This is a genomic window from Nocardioides sp. CPCC 206347 (assembly GCF_048654605.1).
Classification (GTDB): domain Bacteria; phylum Actinomycetota; class Actinomycetes; order Propionibacteriales; family Nocardioidaceae; genus Nocardioides.
Window position 1 is genome coordinate 938,523 of record NZ_JBMCYZ010000001.1, and the last position, 18,976, is coordinate 957,498.

Sequence of the window (18,976 nt, forward strand, 5' to 3'; positions counted from 1 at the left end):
AGCCGATCAGACCCAGAAACCCCGGGACCCGAACATGTCGCCATAGCTCCCGGGACCAGCACCGGAGCGTCCGCCCCGGCGTGACCCGAGGTAGGAGCCGACCACCGCAGCGCCGAGGTCGCCCTCCTCCGGCGCGATGACCGAGCCGTCCACACGGCGGGCCATCGAGTCGATGAACCGGGCCAGGCCCGGGTCCTCGCCCAGCCGGAAGAACGTGGTCTGGGCGCCGAGCCGCTGCGCGTTGTCGAGCTCGCGGACAGCGAGCGCGATCGTCATCGGGTGCGGCGGGTAGGAGAAGAAGATGTCGCCGCTCGACTCCAGGTGCGAGGTCGGCTCACCGTCGGTCACGATGAGCAGCACGGGCTGGGCGTTCGGGTGCTTGCGGAAGTGCCGGTTGGCGAGCAGCAGGGCGTGGTGCAGGTTGGTGCCCTTGGCCCACTTCGCATCGAGCGCGGTCAACTGCTCGATCTGCATGGTCTCGGCATGCCGGCCGAAGCCGATCAGCTCCAGGCTGTCGCCGCGGAACCGCGACCCGATCAGGGTGTGCAGCGCCAGCGCGGTCTGCTTCATCGGCACCCAACGCCCGTCCATCGCCATCGAGAACGACGTGTCCACGCACAACGCGACAGCCGCCTGGGTGCGCGCCTCGGTCTCGGACACCTCGACGTCCTCGATGGACAGCAGCGGGCCGCCCTCACCGGAGCGCCGCAGGACTCCGTTCAGCATCGTGCGCGGGATGTCCCACGGCTCGGTGTCCCCGAAGGCCCACGGTCGCGTGGCTCCGGACAGCTCGCCGGCGGCTCCGGCCTGCCGCAGGTCGCGCTGCCCCTGCCGTCCGGACAGCTTCTGCGCCACGTCGCGCAGCAGTGCCTTGCCGAGCTGGCGCATCGCCTTCGGAGTGAGCCTCAGCTCGCCGTCGAAGCTGCGCTCCATGGCACCCGACTGGCGCAGCGCCTTCTCGAGCTCCTGCAGCTTGCGCGCGTCGACCGCGGCCTCGTTGCCGAGCTGACGGGCGAGCTTGTCCAGGTCGACGTCATCGAGCCGGGCACCGCCGTAGGCCTGCGACAGCTGGTCGGCGAGCGCATCGAGGTCGGCGAGGTCCTGGAGGACGCCGGTCCCGTCGCCGAGCCCGAGGCCGGTACCGCCCTCGCCGAACTGCTCGGACCCGCCCCAGTCCTCGCCGGGACGCAGGTCCATCAGGTTCTGGTCGAGACGGTCGAGCTGGTCCATCAGGGCCGGCGAGCCGAACGCCTGGGCCGACAGCTGCATCAGCTCCGCGCGCTGCTCGGGCGTCATCGAGTTGAGCATCCGCTGGGCGGCGGCCGACCGCTGGGCAAGCGTGTCGAGGAGCTCGTCGATGTCCTGCGGGTTCTCGGGGAAGTGCTGTCCGTGCTTGTCCATGAACTCCTGGAAGTCCTCAGGCGTGTCCTCGCCCGCCGCGTGCTTCTCCAGCAGGTCGTTGAGGTCGGACAACATCTCGTTGATCGCCTGCCGGTCCTGCTCGGTGGCGTTCTCGAGTGCCTGCTTCATGCCGGCGAAGCGCTGGTCGAGGAGCTCGCGACCGAGCAGGTCCTTGATCTGCTCGAAGGCCTCCCGGGCCTCGCTGGACTGCCAGTCGTAGTCGCCCAGCTCGGTGACCGCGGCTGCCGGCGAGTCCGGCAGGTTCTGCAGGCGCATCTCGCGGAACGCGCGGTCGCCGTCGTCCATCAGGGCGTCGCGGGCCAGTTGCTTGCGCTCCTCGAGGACCGCCCTCTCCAGCAGCTCGCGCACCTCCTGCAGGGTGCCGTCGAGGTTGTTGCGCTGCAGCAGGTCCCGGCGCCGCTCGGCCACCCGGCGGGCCAGGTCGTCGAGCCCCGCCTGGTCCTGACCGCCGCGACGCAGGAACTCGCGCATCGCCCGCTCCGGGCTGTAGCCGGCCATCACGTCCTCGCCGATGGCGTCGAGCGCCTCGGCGATGTCGACGGGTGGCGCGAGGGGGTCGCCGCCGTCGTACCGCAGGTATCTAGCCATAGACGGTCTCGGAACCGGTGCTGCCGATGTGCTGGTCCTTGCCGATCTTGCGGGCCAGGAAGAGGCCCTCGAGCGCCAGCTCGATGGCGGCGGCGCGCTCGCCGTCCGTCGTACCGCTGCCGGCGCCGTTGACGCGGTCGCAGACCTGGTCGTAGAGGTCCGACTCCCCGAGCACCGGCAGCCCGCTCAACAGGTCGCGGGCGCCGATCCGCTCGCCGGTCGTGACCGTGGCACCGTCCTCGATGGCGCCGACGAGCAGGGCGAGGTCGAGGCCCCGGAACTTCTCCCGCACCGTCTCGGCCGTCGCGGTGCGCAGCAGGTGGGTGAGGATCTCGGTCTCCCGGCCCTCCTCGCCCGACTCGAACTCGATCTTTCCCCCGAGTACGTCGACCGCGGTCTCCAGGTCGACGACGCGGGCCACTGCGTGGTCCTCGCCCTCGATCGTCGCCCGGCGCAGCGCAGCCGCGGCGATGGTCTCGGCGCCGGCGATCGCGAAGCGGGCCGAGACGCCGGAGCGCTGGTCGACGGCGCTGGAGTCACGCAGGTTGCGGGTGAAGCGCGCCAGGATCTCGACGAGGAACCCCGGGACGATCACCTGGTCGGCGAGCAGGTCTGCCTCCTGCTGGATCACGGCGATCTCGGCAGCGAGCTCCTTCGGGTAGTGCGTGCGGATCTCGGCCCCGAACCGGTCCTTCAGCGGCGTGATGATCCGGCCACGGTTGGTGTAGTCCTCGGGGTTGGCCGAGGCCACGACGAACACGTCGAGGGGCAACCGGAGGACGTAGCCGCGGATCTGGATGTCGCGCTCCTCCATCACGTTGAGCATGGCGACCTGGATCCGCTCGGCGAGGTCGGGCAGCTCGTTGATCGCGACGATGCCCCGGTGGGAGCGGGGAATCAGGCCGAAGTGGATGGTCTCGGGGTCACCCAGCGACCGGCCCTCGGCGACCTTCATCGGGTCCACGTCGCCGATCAGGTCAGCGACGCTGGTGTCGGGCGTGGCCAGCTTCTCGGCGTACCGCTCCTCACGGTGCCGCCACGCAATGGGCAGCGTGTCCCCGAGCTCGGCGGCGCGGCGCCGCGAGGCCACCGTGATCGGTTCGTACGGGTGCTCCCCGAGGTCGGCGCCGTCGATGACGGGCGTCCACTCGTCGAGCAGCCCGACCAGGGTGCGCAGCAGCCGAGTCTTGCCCTGGCCGCGCTCCCCCAGCAGCACCATGTCGTGGCCGGCGATGATTGCCCGCTCGAGCTGGGGAATGACGGTGTCCTCGAAGCCGTGCAGCCCCGGCCACGGGTCCTCGCCGGCGCGGAGCCGGGCGAGGAGGTTCTCGCGAAGCTCGACACGCAGGGACTTCTGGACATGGCCGGAGGCGCGCAGCGCGCCGACAGTGGCAAGGGTGGGGGCCGTCGTGGGGGCGGACGCGGGAGCCGGAGTGGTCACCGTCTCACGCTACTGCGGACACACAACGGCCGTCTGCGCTCTACGCTTCGGACGTGGTCATCGTCCTTGGCGTCGTGTGCGTGCTGCTGCTCGGCATCATCGTCCTTTTCGCCCGGGGCCGGGCGAGCCTGCAGGCCCAGCTCGCCGACGCGCAGCACCACATCACCCAGCTGGAATCGGACCTCGACGCCGCACTCCGGCCACCTCCGCCCAGCAGCTCGGCCGAGCGGACGGTCCGCCGTGTGCTGCGGACGGCGTCGCGGGTCCGCGTGCACGGCATCAGCGGCCTGATCCAGGGCACGATCGAGGACCTGCAGAACTGGGCCAGCGACGACGCCCGCGCCGACATCCTCAACATGGCCGCCTCCGACGGCACCGTCACCCTGTTCTTCTCCGACATCAAGGACTCGACGCCCCTGAACGACCGGCTCGGGGACGCCGCGTGGGTGAAGGTCCTCGCGGCCCACGACCGCGTGCTGCGGGCCCGCATCGAGCAGTACCGCGGCCAGGTCGTGAAGACCGCCGGCGACGGCTACATGGTCACCTTCCGTGACGCCGAAGCCGCCTGCCGGGCCGGGCTGGCCATCCAGCGCGACCTGCCGCGCGACGCGACCCTGCGCCGGTACGGCGGCATCCACATCCGGATCGGCATCCACACCGGCCAGGTGGTCGCCCTCGACGGGGACTACTTCGGACGCAACGTGGCCATGGCCGCACGGGTGGCCGATCTCGCCCAGGGCGACGAGATCCTGGCCAGCGACGCCGTCCGGGAAGCCCTGGACGACGACGCCGCCGTCCGGCTCGAGGAGCTCGAGACGGTCGAGCTCAAGGGCCTCACCGGCGAGCACGTCATCTGGCGGATCCTGCCGCCTGCTCCCTAGCCGGGAATCAGACGGTGAGCAGCACCGACGAGCCGTGGCCGAACAGGCCCTGGTTGGCCGTGATGCCGACCTTCGCGCCCTCGACCTGACGACCGGTCGCCTGACCGCGCAGCTGCCAGGTCAGCTCGCAGACCTGGGCGATCGCCTGGGCCGGCACCGCCTCGCCGAAGCACGCAAGGCCACCGGACGGGTTGACCGGGATCCGGCCACCGATGGTGGTGTCGCCCGCGCGCAGCAGGACCTCGGCCTCGCCGCGCTTGCAGAGCTGCAGGTCCTCGATCCAGTCGAGCTCGAGCGCCGTCGAGAGGTCGTAGACCTCGGCCACGTCGACGTCCTCGGGGCCGATGCCCGCCTCCTCGTAGGCGGCCTGGCCGATCGCCTCCTTGAAGGTGCGCTCGGGCACGCCGGTGAGCGCCGACGAGTCGGTCGACAGCAGGGGCATGTCGATGACGGTGTTCGGGAACGTCGGCGTGACGGTCGAGACCGCCGCGACCTTCACCGGTGACGCGATGCCGTGCTTCTTCGCGTACTCCGCACTGACGAGCACGACCGCAGCGGCGCCGTCGGACGTTGCGCAGATGTCGAGCAGGTGCAGGGGGTCCGAGACCACCGGCGAGGCGAGCACGTCAGCGATCGTGGCCGCCTTGCGGAAGCGGGCGTTCGGGTTCTCGAGCCCGTGGCGGGCGTTCTTGACCTTGACCTGGGCGAAGTCCTCGCTGGTCGCGCCGTAGAGGTCCATCCGGCGGCGCGCGTAGAGCGCGAAGTACGCCGGGTTGGTCATGCCGAGCAGCCGGAACCGCAGCCAGTCCGGGTCGTCCCAGCGCTCGCCTGCGTTCGGGGCGAGGAAGCCCTTGGGCGTGGTGTCGGCACCGACCACCAGGGCGACGTCGCACAGTCCGGCCATGATCCGGGTGCGCGCGGTGTCGATGGCCTGGGCGCCGGTGGCGCAGGCGGCGTACGACGTCGCGATCCGCGCACCGTTCCAGCCGAGCGCCTGGGCGAAGGTCGAGCCGGCGACGTACCCGGCGTAGCCGTTGCGGACGGTCTCACCGCCGACGACGAAGTCGACGTCGGACCACGCGACGCCGGCGTCGTTGAGGGCGGCCCGGGCCGCGTGGACGCCGTACTCGACGAAGTTCTTGCCCCACTTGCCCCAGGGGTGCATGCCGGCCCCGGCGATCACGACAGACATCAGGCCTCCTCGGTGGTCGAGGTGCGAGCGGAGCGAGCCTCGAAACCCACCGGCTTCCAGCGGTAGATGGTGCGCTCCCCGGTCTCGTCGGTGTGCAGGGTCTCGATCACGAGCTCGACCTCGGCACCGACGGCGAGGTCGGCGACGCCGTACCCGTCGGCCACCTGGCCGAGGACCACGAGGCCCTCGGGCAGCTCGACGGCGGCCAGCGCGAACGGCTGGTACGGGTCGCTGGCGGGGACGTACGGCGCCGGCGGCTGGTACTGGGCGTCGGTGTAGGACCAGACCGTGCCGCGGGGCGAGAGCTCGACGGCGTCGTACTGCTCCCCGTCGCAGGCAGGGTTGCGGCAGTAGAACGCCGCGGCGCTCGCCTCGGAGGAGACCGGCGGGAACACCACGTTGCTGCAGCTGGTGCACCGGGACGCGAGCAGCCGGGGCTCCGCGCCCGTGGTGAACCAGCCCTCGATGACGGGGCTGACGGGGGTGGCGGTCATGGCACTCCTGAACTAGAACGTGTTCTTATTCTAGCCGGTTGCGACGGGCGCGACCACCGAGGTCTCAGCAGGCAGGAGTGAACGTCGCGAGCGCCGGGCCGGGACGGGTCAGTGCGTTGAGGGTGTAGCTGATCGTTGCCCGGTCGGCCGGGATCAGGACGTGCTCGGAGATGGACCATCGGCACTTGGTCTGGATCGTGACGTTGGTCGTCAGCGGCCCGGCCGCGAGATAGCCGTTGGTGTGCGGCACCACGATCTCGTCGTACTTCGTGGTGATCTGGGTGTAGCTGACCGATCCGGGGGTCTGGTCGCCGGCGTTCAGCTTCACCAGGAACGGCGATCCCTGGGCCTGCTGCTGGCAGGCCACGCAGATCAGGCCGGGCAGCACGTCCGCCAGCGGGTTGAGCGCCGGGATCAGACGGGTGCCATGGTTCGACGGCGCGATGCCGACGAGGTCGTCGACGTAGGGCGCACCACCGAGGAACTTGATGTAGTACCGCGGCATCATGCCGCCCTGCGAATGCCCGACCAGGGACACCTTCGCGGCCCGGGTCGAGGTGCGCACCTTCGCGACGAACGCCTTGAGCTCGCCGGCGGACTTCACGATGTCGTTGGTGCCTCGGTTGCCGTAGTCGAGCGAGTAGACGCAGAAGCCCTTGGCCTTGATGGCCTTGCCGAGGTTCTCCAGCAGGTGCGTCCGGTCACCGAGCGTGCCGTGCACGAGGATCACCGGCGTCGGCCGCGCGGCGCTCGGCTTGCAGGTCCAGATGTTGACCCCGGGGATGTCACCGTCCGGCGCGGTCGGGAGCGGCGGCAGGATCGTGTCCGCGCCGGCCGGTGCGGCCGTCACGCCACCCAGGCCGACCAGCAGCGAGGTCAGCAGCGAGGTCAGCAGCGAGGTCAGCAGGGCCGGGAGCCGGTATCGGGTGCGCACATCAGCAATCAACGACACCCTGCGACGCAGGTCACACGGCCTCGCGTTCGACGATCGGCTCCAGCACCGGGATCGGGATCCTCTCCACGACCTCGCTCGCCTCCTGCCCGGCGAACCAGCGGATCCGGATCAGGGCGACCTCCGACATGGTCCAGGGGGTGCCGCCCACGTCGCTCATCCCCGCAAGGGCCGACCCGACGCGTGAGCCGGGCCGTTGCTCGTCCATCGTGGCCGCGATGGCCACGGGCACGAAGGCCCGCCGGTCGACGTACACATTGACCTTCTCGGCGCTCAGGCCGACAGCACGCGCCACTTCCGCCAGGCGGTCGAGGTCCCCGGCCAGGCCGACTCCCACGTCACCGTTGGGCTCCAGGTGCACACCTGACCACCGCACCTCGGGGAGTACGTCGACCCCGGGCCACTCCTGGAACCTGTCGGCGAGCTTGACCGCGTCGGCTGCGTGCAGGTTGCCCAACCGCGCGATGCGGATGTCGAGCTGGTCGAGGGGCAACGGGTGCACGCCCGGCAGGAAGCCGAAGCGGCCAGCGAGCGCGCGCAACTCCTCGACCGCCTCCTCCGGCGGAACGAATGCCGCTCGAAGCATCATCGCAATCCCTCCATCGAGCCCCATCGGCCCGACGCGAAGGATCCGAAGGAAACTAGTCCCCCGGTTCGGGGTCCTCCGGTGGCGGCGGACCGGGCTTCTTGCACACGACGGTGTCGGCCGGGGTGTAGTTGGTGTGGAACTTCTCGGTGTGGTGGACCGTGGACTCGCCGTGCTTGCGGAAGATCCGGGTCACGTCGATCTGGAACCCGGACGAGCCCGTGTGGACCTCGCAGTCGGGCGTGGTGAGGGTGCGGGTCGCGGGCGCGACGTAGGCGTAGCGCTCGGAGCTCTTCGACTTGATGTCCCAGACCTTCGTCGACCACATCTGCACGGTGACGACGCCCTGGGAGGAGTAGCTGCTGGGCTGCACCCAGGCGCGCACCAGGACGCCGTACGGGCTGTCGTTCTCGAACGACATGTCGACGGTGGGCCAGGCCACGGTCGCCTCGCGGCCCGCCGGGTAGCGATCGATGTAGAACGAGTGCGGCTTGTGCTCGATGTCCTTGAGGCCGGCGTAGAACATCGCGTTGAAGGTGGTCGTCGCGAGCTGCGACACCCCACCGCCCAGGTCCTTCTTGAGGATGCCGTTGTTGATGACGTAGCCCTCGGTGAAGCCGTTCTCGGCGGTGCGCTCCCCCACGATGCCGTTGAGGGAGAACCGCTCGCCGGGCTTGAGGACGGTGCCGTCGATCAGTTCGGCGGCGCGGCCGATGTTCACGTTGCGGTAGTCGGCGTGCGGGTAGTAGGTCACCCACTGCGAGACCTTCTCGACGATCTTGAGGTCCTTGGCGTCCTGCGTCGTGAACTCGGCGTCGGTCACCTCGGCCTTCACCTCGCCGCTGCGCGAGCCCTGGGGTGCGGTCAACAGTCCGGTGAACACGGTGGCGACGTCGGCCGGATCGAAGGCGACGCCCGGCTTGGCCGGAATCACCTTCGGCTTGCCCTTCACGAGCTTCACGGTGGCGTCGACCGGCTTGCCGGTGGTCGTCGCAGCCTCGACCAGCCTGGTCAGCACGGCCTGGTCGACCACCGGGACGAGCTCGCCGTTCTCGGGCTTCATCGACAGTGCCGCAGCGAACTTGCGCGGCTCCAGCTTGATGTCGTTCTCACCGAAGACGAGCGTGACGGCGTTGGCCATCGCGGGGTTGGCGAAGGACTCGGCGGCCTCGGCCACGTCGGCGGCGTCGATCTCGGGTTCGGCGTCGGCAACCTGGAGGGACACGGACTTCTCGCCAGCCAGGTAGGCGTCGATGATCGCGGTCCGGGCGGCGTCGCGGTCGACGGCCTTGCCCGACTGCGGTTCGACGGTCTCGACGCCGTCGGGGGTGAAGTTGACCTGGCCGTCCTTCGGCGGCGTGCCGAGGCCCTTCGACAGGTCATCGAGCTTCGCGTCGAACAGGGTGTCGTCCACGGTGACCACCGCGTCGACGTCCGTGCCGCCGGTGAAGTAGTCCCACTGGCGACCCGGGCTCCAGCTCGAGCCGGCCCCGGCCGCGTCGACCGACGCGGCGTAGTCGACGCGGAGGCCGATGTCGCCGGGCTCGACGGCGGCGCCGTTGCCCTCCGCCGACTTACCCGATGCCGATTCGACCGAGACGTCGATGGATGCGTCGGCCCGCGGGTCGAAGACCTTCGTGAGCTTCTCGACGGCAGCGTCCCGACTGAGGCCTCCGACGTCGACACCGGAGATGGACGTGCCGCGCGGCACCTTGTCCCCGGCCAGCGCGTAGGCACCGGCGTAGGCGCCACCGACGAGGACGACGAGGATCGCAACGACACCGGCAACGACCTTGCCGCCGGCGCGCTCGCTCTTGCCCTCGGTGGGCTCCCAGTTCGTCACGCGCGTCAGTCTAGGGAGCGGTACCCGACTGGCCTGAATCGCGAACGGCCTCCCGGGGCGCGACCAGACCGACGAATCCCGCACCGAACACCGCGATTCCGGCACCGAGCAACAGGTAGCCGTCGAGGTCACCGGACACGACGACGTCGCCCTCAGCGCGCTCGGGGGTCACCACCACGAGGACGGCCACCCACCCGAGCGCGAACGACAGGCGCGACCACCAGCCCGCGGGCAGCGCCACCAGCGTGGCAGCGGTTGCCGCCAGTCCCAGGGCGAGGCCCCAGGCGTAGTCGTGCAGGGCGACCGCGCAGACGGCAACCACGACACCGAGCAGCACGCACGGCACCGCCAGCAACGCACGCCACGGGAGCGGCATGACGCCTTCGGAGCTCACCCGGCGGAGACGCCTGCGAACAGGTCGGTCTCCCACCCGTTGTCGCCCGGATCGCCGGCGACACCCTTGACCAGGCGGAACTGCTCGCGTCCGAAGGCCTGGGCGCCGACATTGTTGGACAACGCGAAGAACGGCCCGTCGGTGGTGATCTGGGTGGCATGGGCGCGGAGCGCGTCGAGCTTGCGCTCGACGTACTCACCGGCGTCGACCTCGCAGTCGATGTCCTCGTCGGGACGGAACATCGGCGGCAGCGGCCCGTCCGGGTCCATGCCCTCGAACGTCGTCGTGTCACCGGCAGCGCGCAACGAGCGCAGGCCCTCGCGGATCCGGCTCTCCGACATCGCGCCCCAGTAGATCTTCTCGATGTCCCAGGCCTCCCCCAGGTCCCGCCGGTACGACGGCGCGGCGGCCAGCTGCGCGCCGTACATCGCGACCCGGTGGGCCTGGATGTGGTCGGGATGGCCGTAGCCACCGAACTCGTCGTAGGCCACCATCACCTGCGGCCGCACCTCGCGGATGACCGCGACGAGCTGGGTGGCGGCCTCGGTGAGGTCGGCGTGCCAGAAGGCGTTGTCGTGGATGTCGTCGGCAGCGACCGCGTGGCCGTCCTCGTGCCACTTCATGCCGGAGTCGCGGTAGGTGCCGAAACCCCCGAGGAACCGGTGGTCCGTCACGCCGAGCGCGACCATGGCGGCTTCGAGCTCACCCTTGCGGTGCTCGCCGAGGCCGTCCTCCTGATCGGCGGCCAGGTGCACCAGTCCGGGCACGAGGATCTCGCCCATCTCCCCGGCAGTGCAGGTGACCAGCGTGACGCCGCGACCCTCGGCGACGTACTTCGCCATGGTGGCGCCCTGTCCGATCGACTCGTCGTCGGGGTGAGCGTGGACGAGCAGCAGCCGGTGTGCCGGTGTTTCACTCATGCTCTGGAGCGTAATGATGTGACCCATGACTTCCACGCTCGGGCGCCTCGTGACCGTCTCTGCAGTCGTCGTGCTGACCACCTCCGGGCTGGGTGGCTGCGGGCTGCTGGACGGCAGCTCGCGGATCCAGGAAGCCCTCGAGTACCTCCCGGACGACGCGACAAGCGTCGTGTTCGTCGACGAGGCTGCGATCGCCGAGCGGCTGGAGGTCGACGACCTCGAGACCGGAGCCTCGGAGGACGACATCAACCGGTGGATCGAGGCATCGAAGGAGGAGGCCTACGGCTCCGAGCTCCGCAACTGGACCGCCGTCATGCAGGACGCCGCGTTCAGCGAGTTCGACGTCGAGTGGGAGGCGACCGCGACGTCGGAGGACGACCTGGTGCGGGTGACCAAGCTCCACGCCGACGTGGATTTCGAAGCCATCGCCGACGACCTCGAGGACGCCGGCTACGAACGCTCGAAGAAGGGCGATGCCGAGACGTTCACGGCCGACTTGTCGTCCGCGGACGCGACGACCGGACTGATCGGCGGCCGCTATCCCAGCGTGCTGCTCAACGTCGCCCTGGTTCCCGACGAACACCTCATCGTGACGGGCGACATCGCCGAGGGGCTCGACGTCGTGGGCGAGGACAAGGACTCGCTGGCCGACTCGGGCAGGTTCGACGACGTGCTCGACCAGGCGCCGAGCCAGGACGACCTCGAGTTCGCGACGATGGCCTTCGACCCGCCCTGCGGGGCAGCGCTCGGGGGAAGGGTCACACCCGAGCAGGCGGAACAGGCCCTCGGCAACCTCGGCCACCCCCGCAACATCGGCTACTTCGCCGCTGCCGACGAGCGGTTGAAGGTGGTGCGCCTCTTCCGGGACGAGGAGGCGGCCACGGACGACGAGAACGGCCTGGTGACCCATCTCGACGGACCGGCGAAGGCCGCCGGGCTCGACGTCGAGCTCGACACCGAGGTCGACGGAAGCACCGTCGTCGTCGAGGCGGACTTCGACGACCGTCAGCCGATCACCCAGGCATGGACGCGCGGCGAAGGGCCGTTCGCCTGCTCGCCGGCGTGAGCCTCACTCGGGTCGCTTGATCCGCTTCGGCTGGTCCGGCAACGGCAGCACGAACCCGGCCCTGGTGGGCGGTTCGACCGGCGCGGACTCGTCCTCGTCGTAGTCCAGCCAGCCGTCGTACATCTCCACGAGCATGTCGAGCTGGATCTCCGGCGCGTCCGTGACGACCGCCCACGGGTGGCCCTCGTCGTCGTCCTCGCCGGCGAGACGCTCGCGGACGACCTCCGCGGCGTACCCGCCACGGACCAGCACCAGCGCGGCGGACCGCGCGTGCTCCTCCTCGAAGAAGATGCCCCTCACGTGACCATCATGACGCAGGAGGTCGCTGGGGTTGGGCTAGCGTGACGGCCGTGGCCGGACTTCACCTGACCCGCACCGCGGAGAACGGCGCCGAGATAGACGCGCTCGCGGCGGCCCTGGCGGCCGACGGCGGCGGCCGGGTCGGCCTCGCGGGCATGCTGCCGGACCTGACCGGCAGGTTGCGCCGCACGTTCGCACCCACGCCCCGCCTGCTCGGGCTCAAGGTCAGCCGGGCCTACACGTGGGAGGCGTTCGACCGGCGGGATCCGGAGTGGTGGCCGCAGGGCATCACCACCTCGGCGCTCACCGGCTTCAAGGAGGACTTCGGCCACGACGTCCTGGCGTCCTCCTGGTACTCCAAGCACGGCGCCGGGTCGCGGATCAGCATCATCGACCTCGAGCGGCACCGCTACGGCCACGTGCTGCTGGTCACCCCCACCCTCGTCGACGGGGAGCCCGGCTTCAAGCCGCTGAAGGTGCACGCCGGCGGCATCGTGTGGCACGGCGACTACCTGCACGTCGCCGGGACCGGCCGCGGCTTCTTCAGCTGCCGCCTCGAGGACCTCCTTCGCGTGCCGGCCGGGTCGTCGTACGAGACCTTCGGGCACCGCTACGTCCTGCCGGTCCGGTTCGCGCACCGGGGCAACGCGGACGAGGGACAGGCGAAGCTGCGGTTCTCCTTCTTCACCATCGACCGGAGTACGACGGAGCCGACCCTGGTCGTCGGCGAGTACGGCTCGCGCAAGCAGACCCGCCGGATGGCGCGGTTCCCGCTCGATCCGGCCACGGGGCTGGTGGCCGCCGACGCCGAGGGGCTGGCGCGACCCGTGATCGACGAGCGCGGTCAGGCCCGGATGCAGGGGGTCTCGGTCGTTGAGGGCGTCTACTACGTGACCTCGTCGCGCAGCGGCTACTTCCCCGGTTCGGTCTACGTCGGCGCGCCCGGCTCCTTCCGCGAGCACCGGTGGGCGACGGTGATCGGTCCCGAGGACCTGGTCTGGTGGCCCGAGACGAAGCGGTTCTGGTCGGTCAGCGAGCACCCGCGCCGGCGCTGGATCTTCGGCATGAAGCGCTCGAACCTGCCGGCCTGATGGACCTTGCCTGAAATATCGGGGCTCTAGGGTCGGTCCATGATCCTGCAGCCCGGGACCGGCCCGATCCGGGCGGCGTCCTATCTTCCCGCGGACCCGGACACGGTCCTGTGGGGTCGGCTTCCGTGCTCGGCTGACGCTCCGGCACTGACGGTGGAGTCCGGCGCAGAGGTCACCTTCGACACGATCAGCCACGAGGGGATCCTCGAGGACCAGGGGCGGGATCCGCGTGCGTTCTTCGGTGGCCACGGTGTTGCCGAGGACGGCGTGCTCTCCGACGCGGTCGCCCTGGCGTCCTCGACCGTCTCGCACGTGGTGGGTGTCGACGGGCCGCACGTGGTGTCGCGGCCGGTGCACGTCTCCGGCGCCCGGGTGGGCGATCTGCTCGCGATGACGGTCGTCGAGACGTTGCCGCGGGTGCCGTACGGCGTGGTGTCGAACCGGCACGGTCGAGGTGCGTTGCCCGGGGAGTTCCCGGCCGGCGGCGAGACGGTCTCGGTCTTCACGCGGGTGTCCGACGACGGCGCCTCCGGCTTGTTGCCGTTGGTCGAGGGTGGCGACCCGGTCGTGTCGTTCCCGCTCGCTCCGTTCCTCGGGATCATGGGCGTCGCGTCGGCGGCCGCGGAACGTCCGCACTCCGTTCCACCCGGCGCCTACGGCGGCAACATCGACATCAACCTGCTCACCGTGGGCGCCACCCTCTACCTCCCGGTCCAGGTCGACGGTGCGCTGGCCTACGTCGGCGACCCGCACTTCGCGCAGGGCGACGGCGAGGTGTCACTCACCGCACTGGAGGCCTCGCTGCGGGCGACGATCCGGTTCGACGTGGTGCCGCGCGAGGACGCCTTGCGGCGCTTCGGCGAGCTCGCGGGACCGTTGGCGGAGACGACCGAGCATCTGGTGCCGACAGGCCTCGACCCCTCGCTCGACGTGGCCCTGCAGAACTGCGTGCGGGCGGCGATCGCTCTCCTCGGCGCGCGCTACGGCATGGCCCCGCACCTCGCCTACGCCTACCTCAGCGCGGCCACCGACTTCGACATCTCCCAGGTCGTCGACCTGGTGAAGGGCGTGCACGCGCGGATCCGGAAGAGCGACTTCCCGGAGGTGCGGTGATGGGCGCCGCGGGCGAGGCGTGGGACGAGCGGGTGTGGCGGGTCGTCGGCTCTCCCCTGGTGCCTGGCGCTCCCGAGGGCCCACTGGTCGGCGAGACCGTCGCCGTCAAGGACCTGTACGACGTCGCGGGGTTCGCCGTCGGCGCAGGAAACCCTGCGTGGCTGGCGGCCTCGTCGCCTGCTGCGGTGTCCGCTCCCGTCGTGTCGACGCTGCTGGCGGCAGGCGCCTCGGTGCGGGGCATCAGCCGGACCGACGAGTTCGCCTACTCCCTCGCCGGCACCAACGCCCACTACGGGACGCCGCCCAATCCGGCCGCTCCCGGCCGGGTGCCGGGAGGGTCGTCGTCGGGCTCGGCGGCCGCGGTCGCGCTCGGCGAGGCGTCGATCGGGCTCGGTACGGACACGGGTGGCTCGATCCGGGTACCGGCCGCCTACCAGGGCCTGTTCGGTATCCGCACCAGCCACGACGTCGTACGACGGGACGGGTTGTTGCCGCTGGCGCCGAGCTTCGACACGGTGGGCTGGCTGACGCGTTCTCCTGGGCTGTTGGCGCGGGTCGGCGACGTCCTGTTGCCGGGGTCGGTCACTGCTGAGGATCGGCGACTGGTCACGGTCCCGTCGCTGCTCGCCCTGGCGGATGCCGACGTGGCTGCGGCGGTCGCCGGCTGGCAGCCGGACCTGGGCCTGCGACTGCCCGAGGCGTGGCCGCTCGAGGACCTGCCGGGGTGGCGGGATGCGTTCGTGACGCTGCAGGGCTGGGAGGCGTGGCAGGCCCACGGTGTCTGGCTGGAGGGTCGTCTCGACACGCTGGGCGAGGACGTACGTGGCCGGTTCGAGCGGGCTCGGCTGGTCACGGAGGGCGAGGCTTCGGCGGCACGCTCGGTGGTCACGGAGGCGCGGGAGGTGATCCGCGACCTGGTGGCCGACCGGATCGTCGTACTCCCTGCGGCGCCGACCGTGGCGCCTGACCTCGGCCCCGGCCTGGGCGAACGGCTGCAAGCTGCGCGCGAGGCCACCCTGGCGCTGACCTGCCTGGCCGGGATCGGTGGACTGCCCGCCGTCACCGTGCCTCTCACCACCGCCGGCGGGCTGCCGTGCGGGGTGTGCCTGGTGGCCGCGCCCGGACGCGACAAGGATCTGCTCGATCTCGTCAACCAGGCGTAGGCGTTCCGCGTCCAACAGGTGTCCAGAAGGAGGACGCCATGAACACTTCCCAGCAACTGAGGCGCATGGTGCGCCCACTCGCTCTCGCCCTCGCTGTATCGGTGAGCATCGTGCCGCTCGCGGCGGTCACCTCCGCACCGACGGCATCGTCCACGGTCTGCGAGGCGCAGTGGGGGTCGCTCGCGAAGGCGCGAACGCCGTACACGAGCAAGCAGCTCACGAACGTCCGTTCCGGTCGGCACCTCTGCTTCGACCGGCTAGTGATCGACATCAACGCCCGGGGCACGGGCACACCGGGGTACCGGGTCGCCTACGTCTCGCAGGTCGTCACGGACGGATCCGGCGCCGTCGTGCCGCTCCGGGGCGGTGCGCGACTGCAGGTCGTCGTCAAGGCCCCGGCGTACGACGCCAACGGCAACCTCACGTACCGGCCCGCCAATCGTCGCGAGCTCGTCAACGTCTCCGGCTACCGGACCTTCCGCCAGGTCGCGTGGGCCGGGAGCTTCGAGGGGCAGACCACGATCGGGCTCGGTGTGCGCGCCCGGCTGCCGATGCGGGCGTTCGTCCTGAACAACACCGGCGGCGGGCACCGGCTCGTCGTGGATGTCGCGCACCTCTGGTACTGACCCGGCGCCTGATTCAGCAGGATTGGGGTACTTCTGATCAACCTGCTTGATCAGAAGTACCCCAATCTCGCGCGGGCGCCCAGGACGATCCGCTCCCAGCTCCTGTCTAGGCTCGCGAGTACCCCACTGGACCAGCAGAAGGCAGCAGCGATGATCACCCGCACCGACGTCGAGGCGGCCCGGGAACGCATCGCGGGGCGCGTGCGTCGTACTCCGCTCCTGACGATGGACGCAGGCTTCGGCGGCGCGGGCTGGTTCAAGCTGGAGCACCTCCAGCACACGGGCACGTTCAAGGCGCGCGGGGCGTTCAACCGGATCCTCGGTGCGGCCGAGGACGGCAGCCTGGACCCGAAGGTCGGCGTCGTCGTGGCGTCGGGCGGCAACGCCGGGTTGGCGAATGCGTTCGCGGCCGCTGCTCTCGGCGTGTCGGCGACGGTCTTCGTCCCGGAGAACGCGCCGGCCGTGAAGGTCGAGAAGCTTCGCACGTACGGCGCGCAGGTGGTGCTCCGCGGGACGGAGTACGCGATGGCCTACGAGGCGGCCATCAAGCACGCGGAAGCCACCGGCGCGGTCTACTGCCACGCCTACGACCAACCGGCGATCGTGGCGGGAGCAGGCACCCTGGGCCTGGAGGTCCTCGAGGACCTCCAGGAGGTGGACACGATCGTCCTCGCTGTCGGTGGCGGCGGGCTGATGGCCGGCGTCGCGGCGGCGACCGAGGGCCGGGCCAGGGTGGTCGGGGTCGAGCCGCTGACCATCCCGACGTTGCACACGGCCCTGGCCGAAGGCAGGCCGACCGACGTGGACGTGTCCGGCATCGCCGTGGACTCCCTGGGTGCGCGACGCATCGGCGACATCGCCTTCGACGTCGCCACGCGCACGGGTGTGCAGTCCGTCCTCGTGACCGACGACGACATCACCCGAGCGCGGCGGATCCTCTGGGACACCTACCGGATCGTCGTCGAGCACGGAGCCGCCACCGCCTTCGCTGCCCTCACCAGCGGCGCCTACGTACCCGCAGCGGCCGAGAGGTTCGTCGTCGTGCTCTGCGGTGCGAACACGGACCCCTCCACCCTCTAGACACGTAATGTCGCTGAAACGATTGTTTCGCGAGCCTGTGACCGGGAGGATCTAGTTTCAGTCTCCACAGGCGAAGACCGGGGCACCAAGGGACAGGGGGCAGCGTGCGGATCGAGGAGTTCAATGCGCTGCCCGACGCCGAGGTCGAGGCCGCGCTCCGCGCCTGCGTGGCCATCGATTCCTGGGTCACCGACCTCGCCTCCGGTCGTCCGTACGACGACACGACCCAGCTTCTCGACGCCGGCCGCGCCCAGGTAGTGGGGTGGGCGCCGGCCGACGTCGAGGCCGCACTGGCCGACCATCCGCGGATCGGTGAACGACCTGCGCCGGACAGCGCCACCGCAGAGCACTCACGCAACGAGCAGGCAGGGGTGGACGCCACCGACCAGGACCTCGCCGAACGCCTGCGTGACGGCAACGCCCGCTACGAGGAACGGTTCGACCGGATCTACCTGGTGCGGGCCAAGGGGCGTACCGGCGCGGAGATGCTGGCGCTGCTCGAGCAGCGCCTCGACAATGACCCCGTGACCGAACTCGAGGTGACCCGGCAGCAGCTGGGCGAGATCGCGCTGCTGCGCCTGGCCGACCTTCTCAGCACCGATGACCGGGAGGTCATTCGGTGAGCACCTGCTCCACCCACGTGCTCGACGCCGCCCTCGGACGACCGGCAGCCGGCATCGCCGTACTCCTGACGTCGGTGGACGCTGCACTGGCCGAAGCGGTGACCGATGCGGACGGGCGGGTCCGGTTCGACGCGGACCTCGCCCCCGGCGACTACCGGCTGACCTTCGCGACCGGACCCTGGTTCGCCAAGCAGCAGCGCAAGACCTTCTATCCCGGGGTGACGCTGCACTTCACCGTCGAGCCGGGCCAGGAGCACTACCACGTGGCGTTGCTGCTCAGTCCGTTCTCCTACACGACCTACCGGGGCAGCTGATGAGCGACAACGACGGCTCGAGCTACGTGCTGTCCGACCTCCAGCACGGCAAGGCGGAGTGCCGGCTCGTGAAGGTCGACCGGGACACCGAGCAGCACGTCCTCCACGACCTCAACGTCACCACGCAGCTGCGCGGCGACTTCGAGACCGCCTACACCGAGGGCGACAACGCCCACGTGCATGCGACCGACACCCAGAAGAACACCGTCTACGCGCTGGCCCGCGAGCACGGCGTCGAGTCCCCCGAGGAGTTCCTGCTCGTGCTCGCCGACCACTGGCGCGAGCAGCCGTGGGTGAGCGGCACGTGGTTCCACGCCGAGCAGTTCGCATGGAACCGGCTTGCCGCCAACGGCCACTCCTTCGTGCGCACCGGCGAGGCCACCCGGACTGCCTGGGTGCAGACGTACGGCGACGAGACCTTCGTGCTCGCCGGGCTCAGTGACCTGGTCGTGCTCAAGAGCACGGGCAGCGAGTTCCACGGCTTCCCCCGCGACCGCTACACCTCACTCGGCGAGACCAACGACCGGATTCTCGCGACCAGTGTCTCGGCGACCTGGCGCTACGACCCGCTCGACGTGAACTGGGACGTCGCGCACGCGGCGGTCCGCACTGCCCTCCTCGATGCCTTCGCGACCACCCACAGCCTCGCCCTCCAGCAGACGATCCACGCGATGGGCAGGGCCACGCTGGATGCCTGCCCGGAGGTCGCGGAGATCCGGATCTCCTGCCCCAACAAGCACCACTTCCTCGTCGACCTCGCGCCGTTCGAGCTCGACAACCCGGGCGAGGTGTTCTTCGCTGCCGACCGGCCGTACGGGCTGATCTCGGCAACGCTCTCGCGCAACGACACCACCGAGCCACGGGCCTGGGCCGGGATCGCAGGCTGA

At 70.5% G+C, this 18,976-nt stretch carries 20 protein-coding genes; 10 read left to right on the top strand and 10 right to left on the bottom strand.

The annotated features are described in order from the left end of the window. Positions 1–6: 6 nt before the first annotated feature. Positions 7–2,010 carry a VWA domain-containing protein gene (locus tag ACOACQ_RS04520; protein WP_420287697.1) on the bottom strand — a complete coding sequence of 668 codons (2,004 nt, stop codon included), beginning with the start codon at positions 2,008–2,010 and terminating at the stop codon, positions 7–9. Continuing rightward, entirely contained in the window at positions 2,003–3,451 is a 1,449-nt protein-coding gene (locus tag ACOACQ_RS04525) for a magnesium chelatase (protein WP_378600701.1), read from the bottom strand. Before ACOACQ_RS04525 ends, ACOACQ_RS04520 begins: the two co-directional genes overlap by 8 nt. Before the next feature lie 53 nt (positions 3,452–3,504). On the opposite strand from ACOACQ_RS04525, the gene ACOACQ_RS04530 reads away from it, so the two are divergent. Continuing rightward, a complete protein-coding gene (locus ACOACQ_RS04530) occupies positions 3,505–4,332 on the top strand; it encodes an adenylate/guanylate cyclase domain-containing protein (protein WP_420287698.1) in 828 nt (275 codons plus the stop codon). 7 nt (positions 4,333–4,339) lie between these two features. On the opposite strand, the gene ACOACQ_RS04535 is transcribed toward ACOACQ_RS04530, so the two are convergent. From ACOACQ_RS04535 to mshB, 7 genes are all read right to left on the bottom strand, one after another. Further along, the gene (locus ACOACQ_RS04535; RefSeq protein ID WP_378600705.1) at positions 4,340–5,524 is read right to left on the bottom strand and encodes a lipid-transfer protein; all 1,185 of its coding nucleotides are present in this window, start codon (positions 5,522–5,524) and stop codon (positions 4,340–4,342) included. Beyond that, the gene (locus tag ACOACQ_RS04540; protein WP_378600707.1) at positions 5,524–6,018 is read right to left on the bottom strand and encodes a Zn-ribbon domain-containing OB-fold protein; all 495 of its coding nucleotides are present in this window, start codon (positions 6,016–6,018) and stop codon (positions 5,524–5,526) included. The genes ACOACQ_RS04535 and ACOACQ_RS04540 overlap by 1 nt, the downstream gene beginning before the upstream one ends. A 64-nt stretch (positions 6,019–6,082) precedes the next feature. Next, entirely contained in the window at positions 6,083–6,952 is an 870-nt protein-coding gene (locus ACOACQ_RS04545; RefSeq protein ID WP_378600709.1) for an esterase/lipase family protein, read from the bottom strand. 31 nt (positions 6,953–6,983) lie between these two features. Next, positions 6,984–7,556, bottom strand: a complete 573-nt coding sequence (locus tag ACOACQ_RS04550) for a 2'-5' RNA ligase family protein (protein WP_378600711.1) — start codon at positions 7,554–7,556, stop codon at positions 6,984–6,986. 55 nt (positions 7,557–7,611) lie between these two features. Beyond that, on the bottom strand, positions 7,612–9,399 hold the full coding sequence (locus ACOACQ_RS04555) for a VanW family protein (RefSeq protein WP_378600713.1): 1,788 nt from the start codon (positions 9,397–9,399) through the stop codon (positions 7,612–7,614). A gap of 10 nt (positions 9,400–9,409) precedes the next feature. Then, entirely contained in the window at positions 9,410–9,793 is a 384-nt protein-coding gene (locus ACOACQ_RS04560) for a hypothetical protein (protein WP_420287699.1), read from the bottom strand. Further along, positions 9,790–10,713, bottom strand: a complete 924-nt coding sequence (gene mshB / locus ACOACQ_RS04565; RefSeq protein WP_378600717.1) for an N-acetyl-1-D-myo-inositol-2-amino-2-deoxy-alpha-D-glucopyranoside deacetylase — start codon at positions 10,711–10,713, stop codon at positions 9,790–9,792. The genes ACOACQ_RS04560 and mshB overlap by 4 nt, the downstream gene beginning before the upstream one ends. Positions 10,714–10,738: 25 nt before the next feature. On the opposite strand from mshB, the gene ACOACQ_RS04570 reads away from it, so the two are divergent. Continuing rightward, positions 10,739–11,779, top strand: coding sequence for a hypothetical protein (locus ACOACQ_RS04570; protein WP_378600719.1), 1,041 nt, complete (start codon positions 10,739–10,741; stop codon positions 11,777–11,779). A 3-nt stretch (positions 11,780–11,782) separates the two neighbouring features. On the opposite strand, the gene ACOACQ_RS04575 is transcribed toward ACOACQ_RS04570, so the two are convergent. After that, positions 11,783–12,079, bottom strand: a complete 297-nt coding sequence (locus tag ACOACQ_RS04575; protein ID WP_378600721.1) for a hypothetical protein — start codon at positions 12,077–12,079, stop codon at positions 11,783–11,785. A gap of 50 nt (positions 12,080–12,129) precedes the next feature. Between ACOACQ_RS04575 and ACOACQ_RS04580 the strand changes: the two genes are divergently transcribed. From ACOACQ_RS04580 to pucL, 8 genes are all read left to right on the top strand, one after another. Beyond that, complete coding sequence (locus ACOACQ_RS04580) at positions 12,130–13,170, top strand: hypothetical protein (RefSeq protein WP_378600723.1); 1,041 nt, start codon at positions 12,130–12,132, stop codon at positions 13,168–13,170. Between the two features lie 39 nt (positions 13,171–13,209). Next, positions 13,210–14,283 (top strand): acetamidase/formamidase family protein, encoded by a 1,074-nt coding sequence (locus ACOACQ_RS04585; protein WP_378600726.1) that lies wholly within the window; start codon positions 13,210–13,212, stop codon positions 14,281–14,283. Then, positions 14,283–15,446: an amidase family protein gene (locus ACOACQ_RS04590; protein WP_378600728.1), complete on the top strand. Its 1,164-nt coding sequence runs from the start codon at positions 14,283–14,285 to the stop codon at positions 15,444–15,446. The genes ACOACQ_RS04585 and ACOACQ_RS04590 overlap by 1 nt, the downstream gene beginning before the upstream one ends. A gap of 38 nt (positions 15,447–15,484) precedes the next feature. Then, positions 15,485–16,072 carry an AMIN-like domain-containing (lipo)protein gene (locus tag ACOACQ_RS04595; RefSeq protein ID WP_378600730.1) on the top strand — a complete coding sequence of 196 codons (588 nt, stop codon included), beginning with the start codon at positions 15,485–15,487 and terminating at the stop codon, positions 16,070–16,072. 150 nt (positions 16,073–16,222) lie between these two features. Further along, complete coding sequence (locus ACOACQ_RS04600) at positions 16,223–17,152, top strand: threonine/serine dehydratase (protein ID WP_378600733.1); 930 nt, start codon at positions 16,223–16,225, stop codon at positions 17,150–17,152. 104 nt (positions 17,153–17,256) lie between these two features. Next, the gene (gene uraD / locus ACOACQ_RS04605) at positions 17,257–17,775 is read left to right on the top strand and encodes a 2-oxo-4-hydroxy-4-carboxy-5-ureidoimidazoline decarboxylase (RefSeq protein WP_378600736.1); all 519 of its coding nucleotides are present in this window, start codon (positions 17,257–17,259) and stop codon (positions 17,773–17,775) included. After that, positions 17,772–18,089 (top strand): hydroxyisourate hydrolase, encoded by a 318-nt coding sequence (gene uraH / locus ACOACQ_RS04610; RefSeq protein ID WP_378600739.1) that lies wholly within the window; start codon positions 17,772–17,774, stop codon positions 18,087–18,089. Before uraD ends, uraH begins: the two co-directional genes overlap by 4 nt. Beyond that, positions 18,089–18,976, top strand: coding sequence for a factor-independent urate hydroxylase (gene pucL / locus ACOACQ_RS04615; RefSeq protein ID WP_378600742.1), 888 nt, complete (start codon positions 18,089–18,091; stop codon positions 18,974–18,976). Before uraH ends, pucL begins: the two co-directional genes overlap by 1 nt.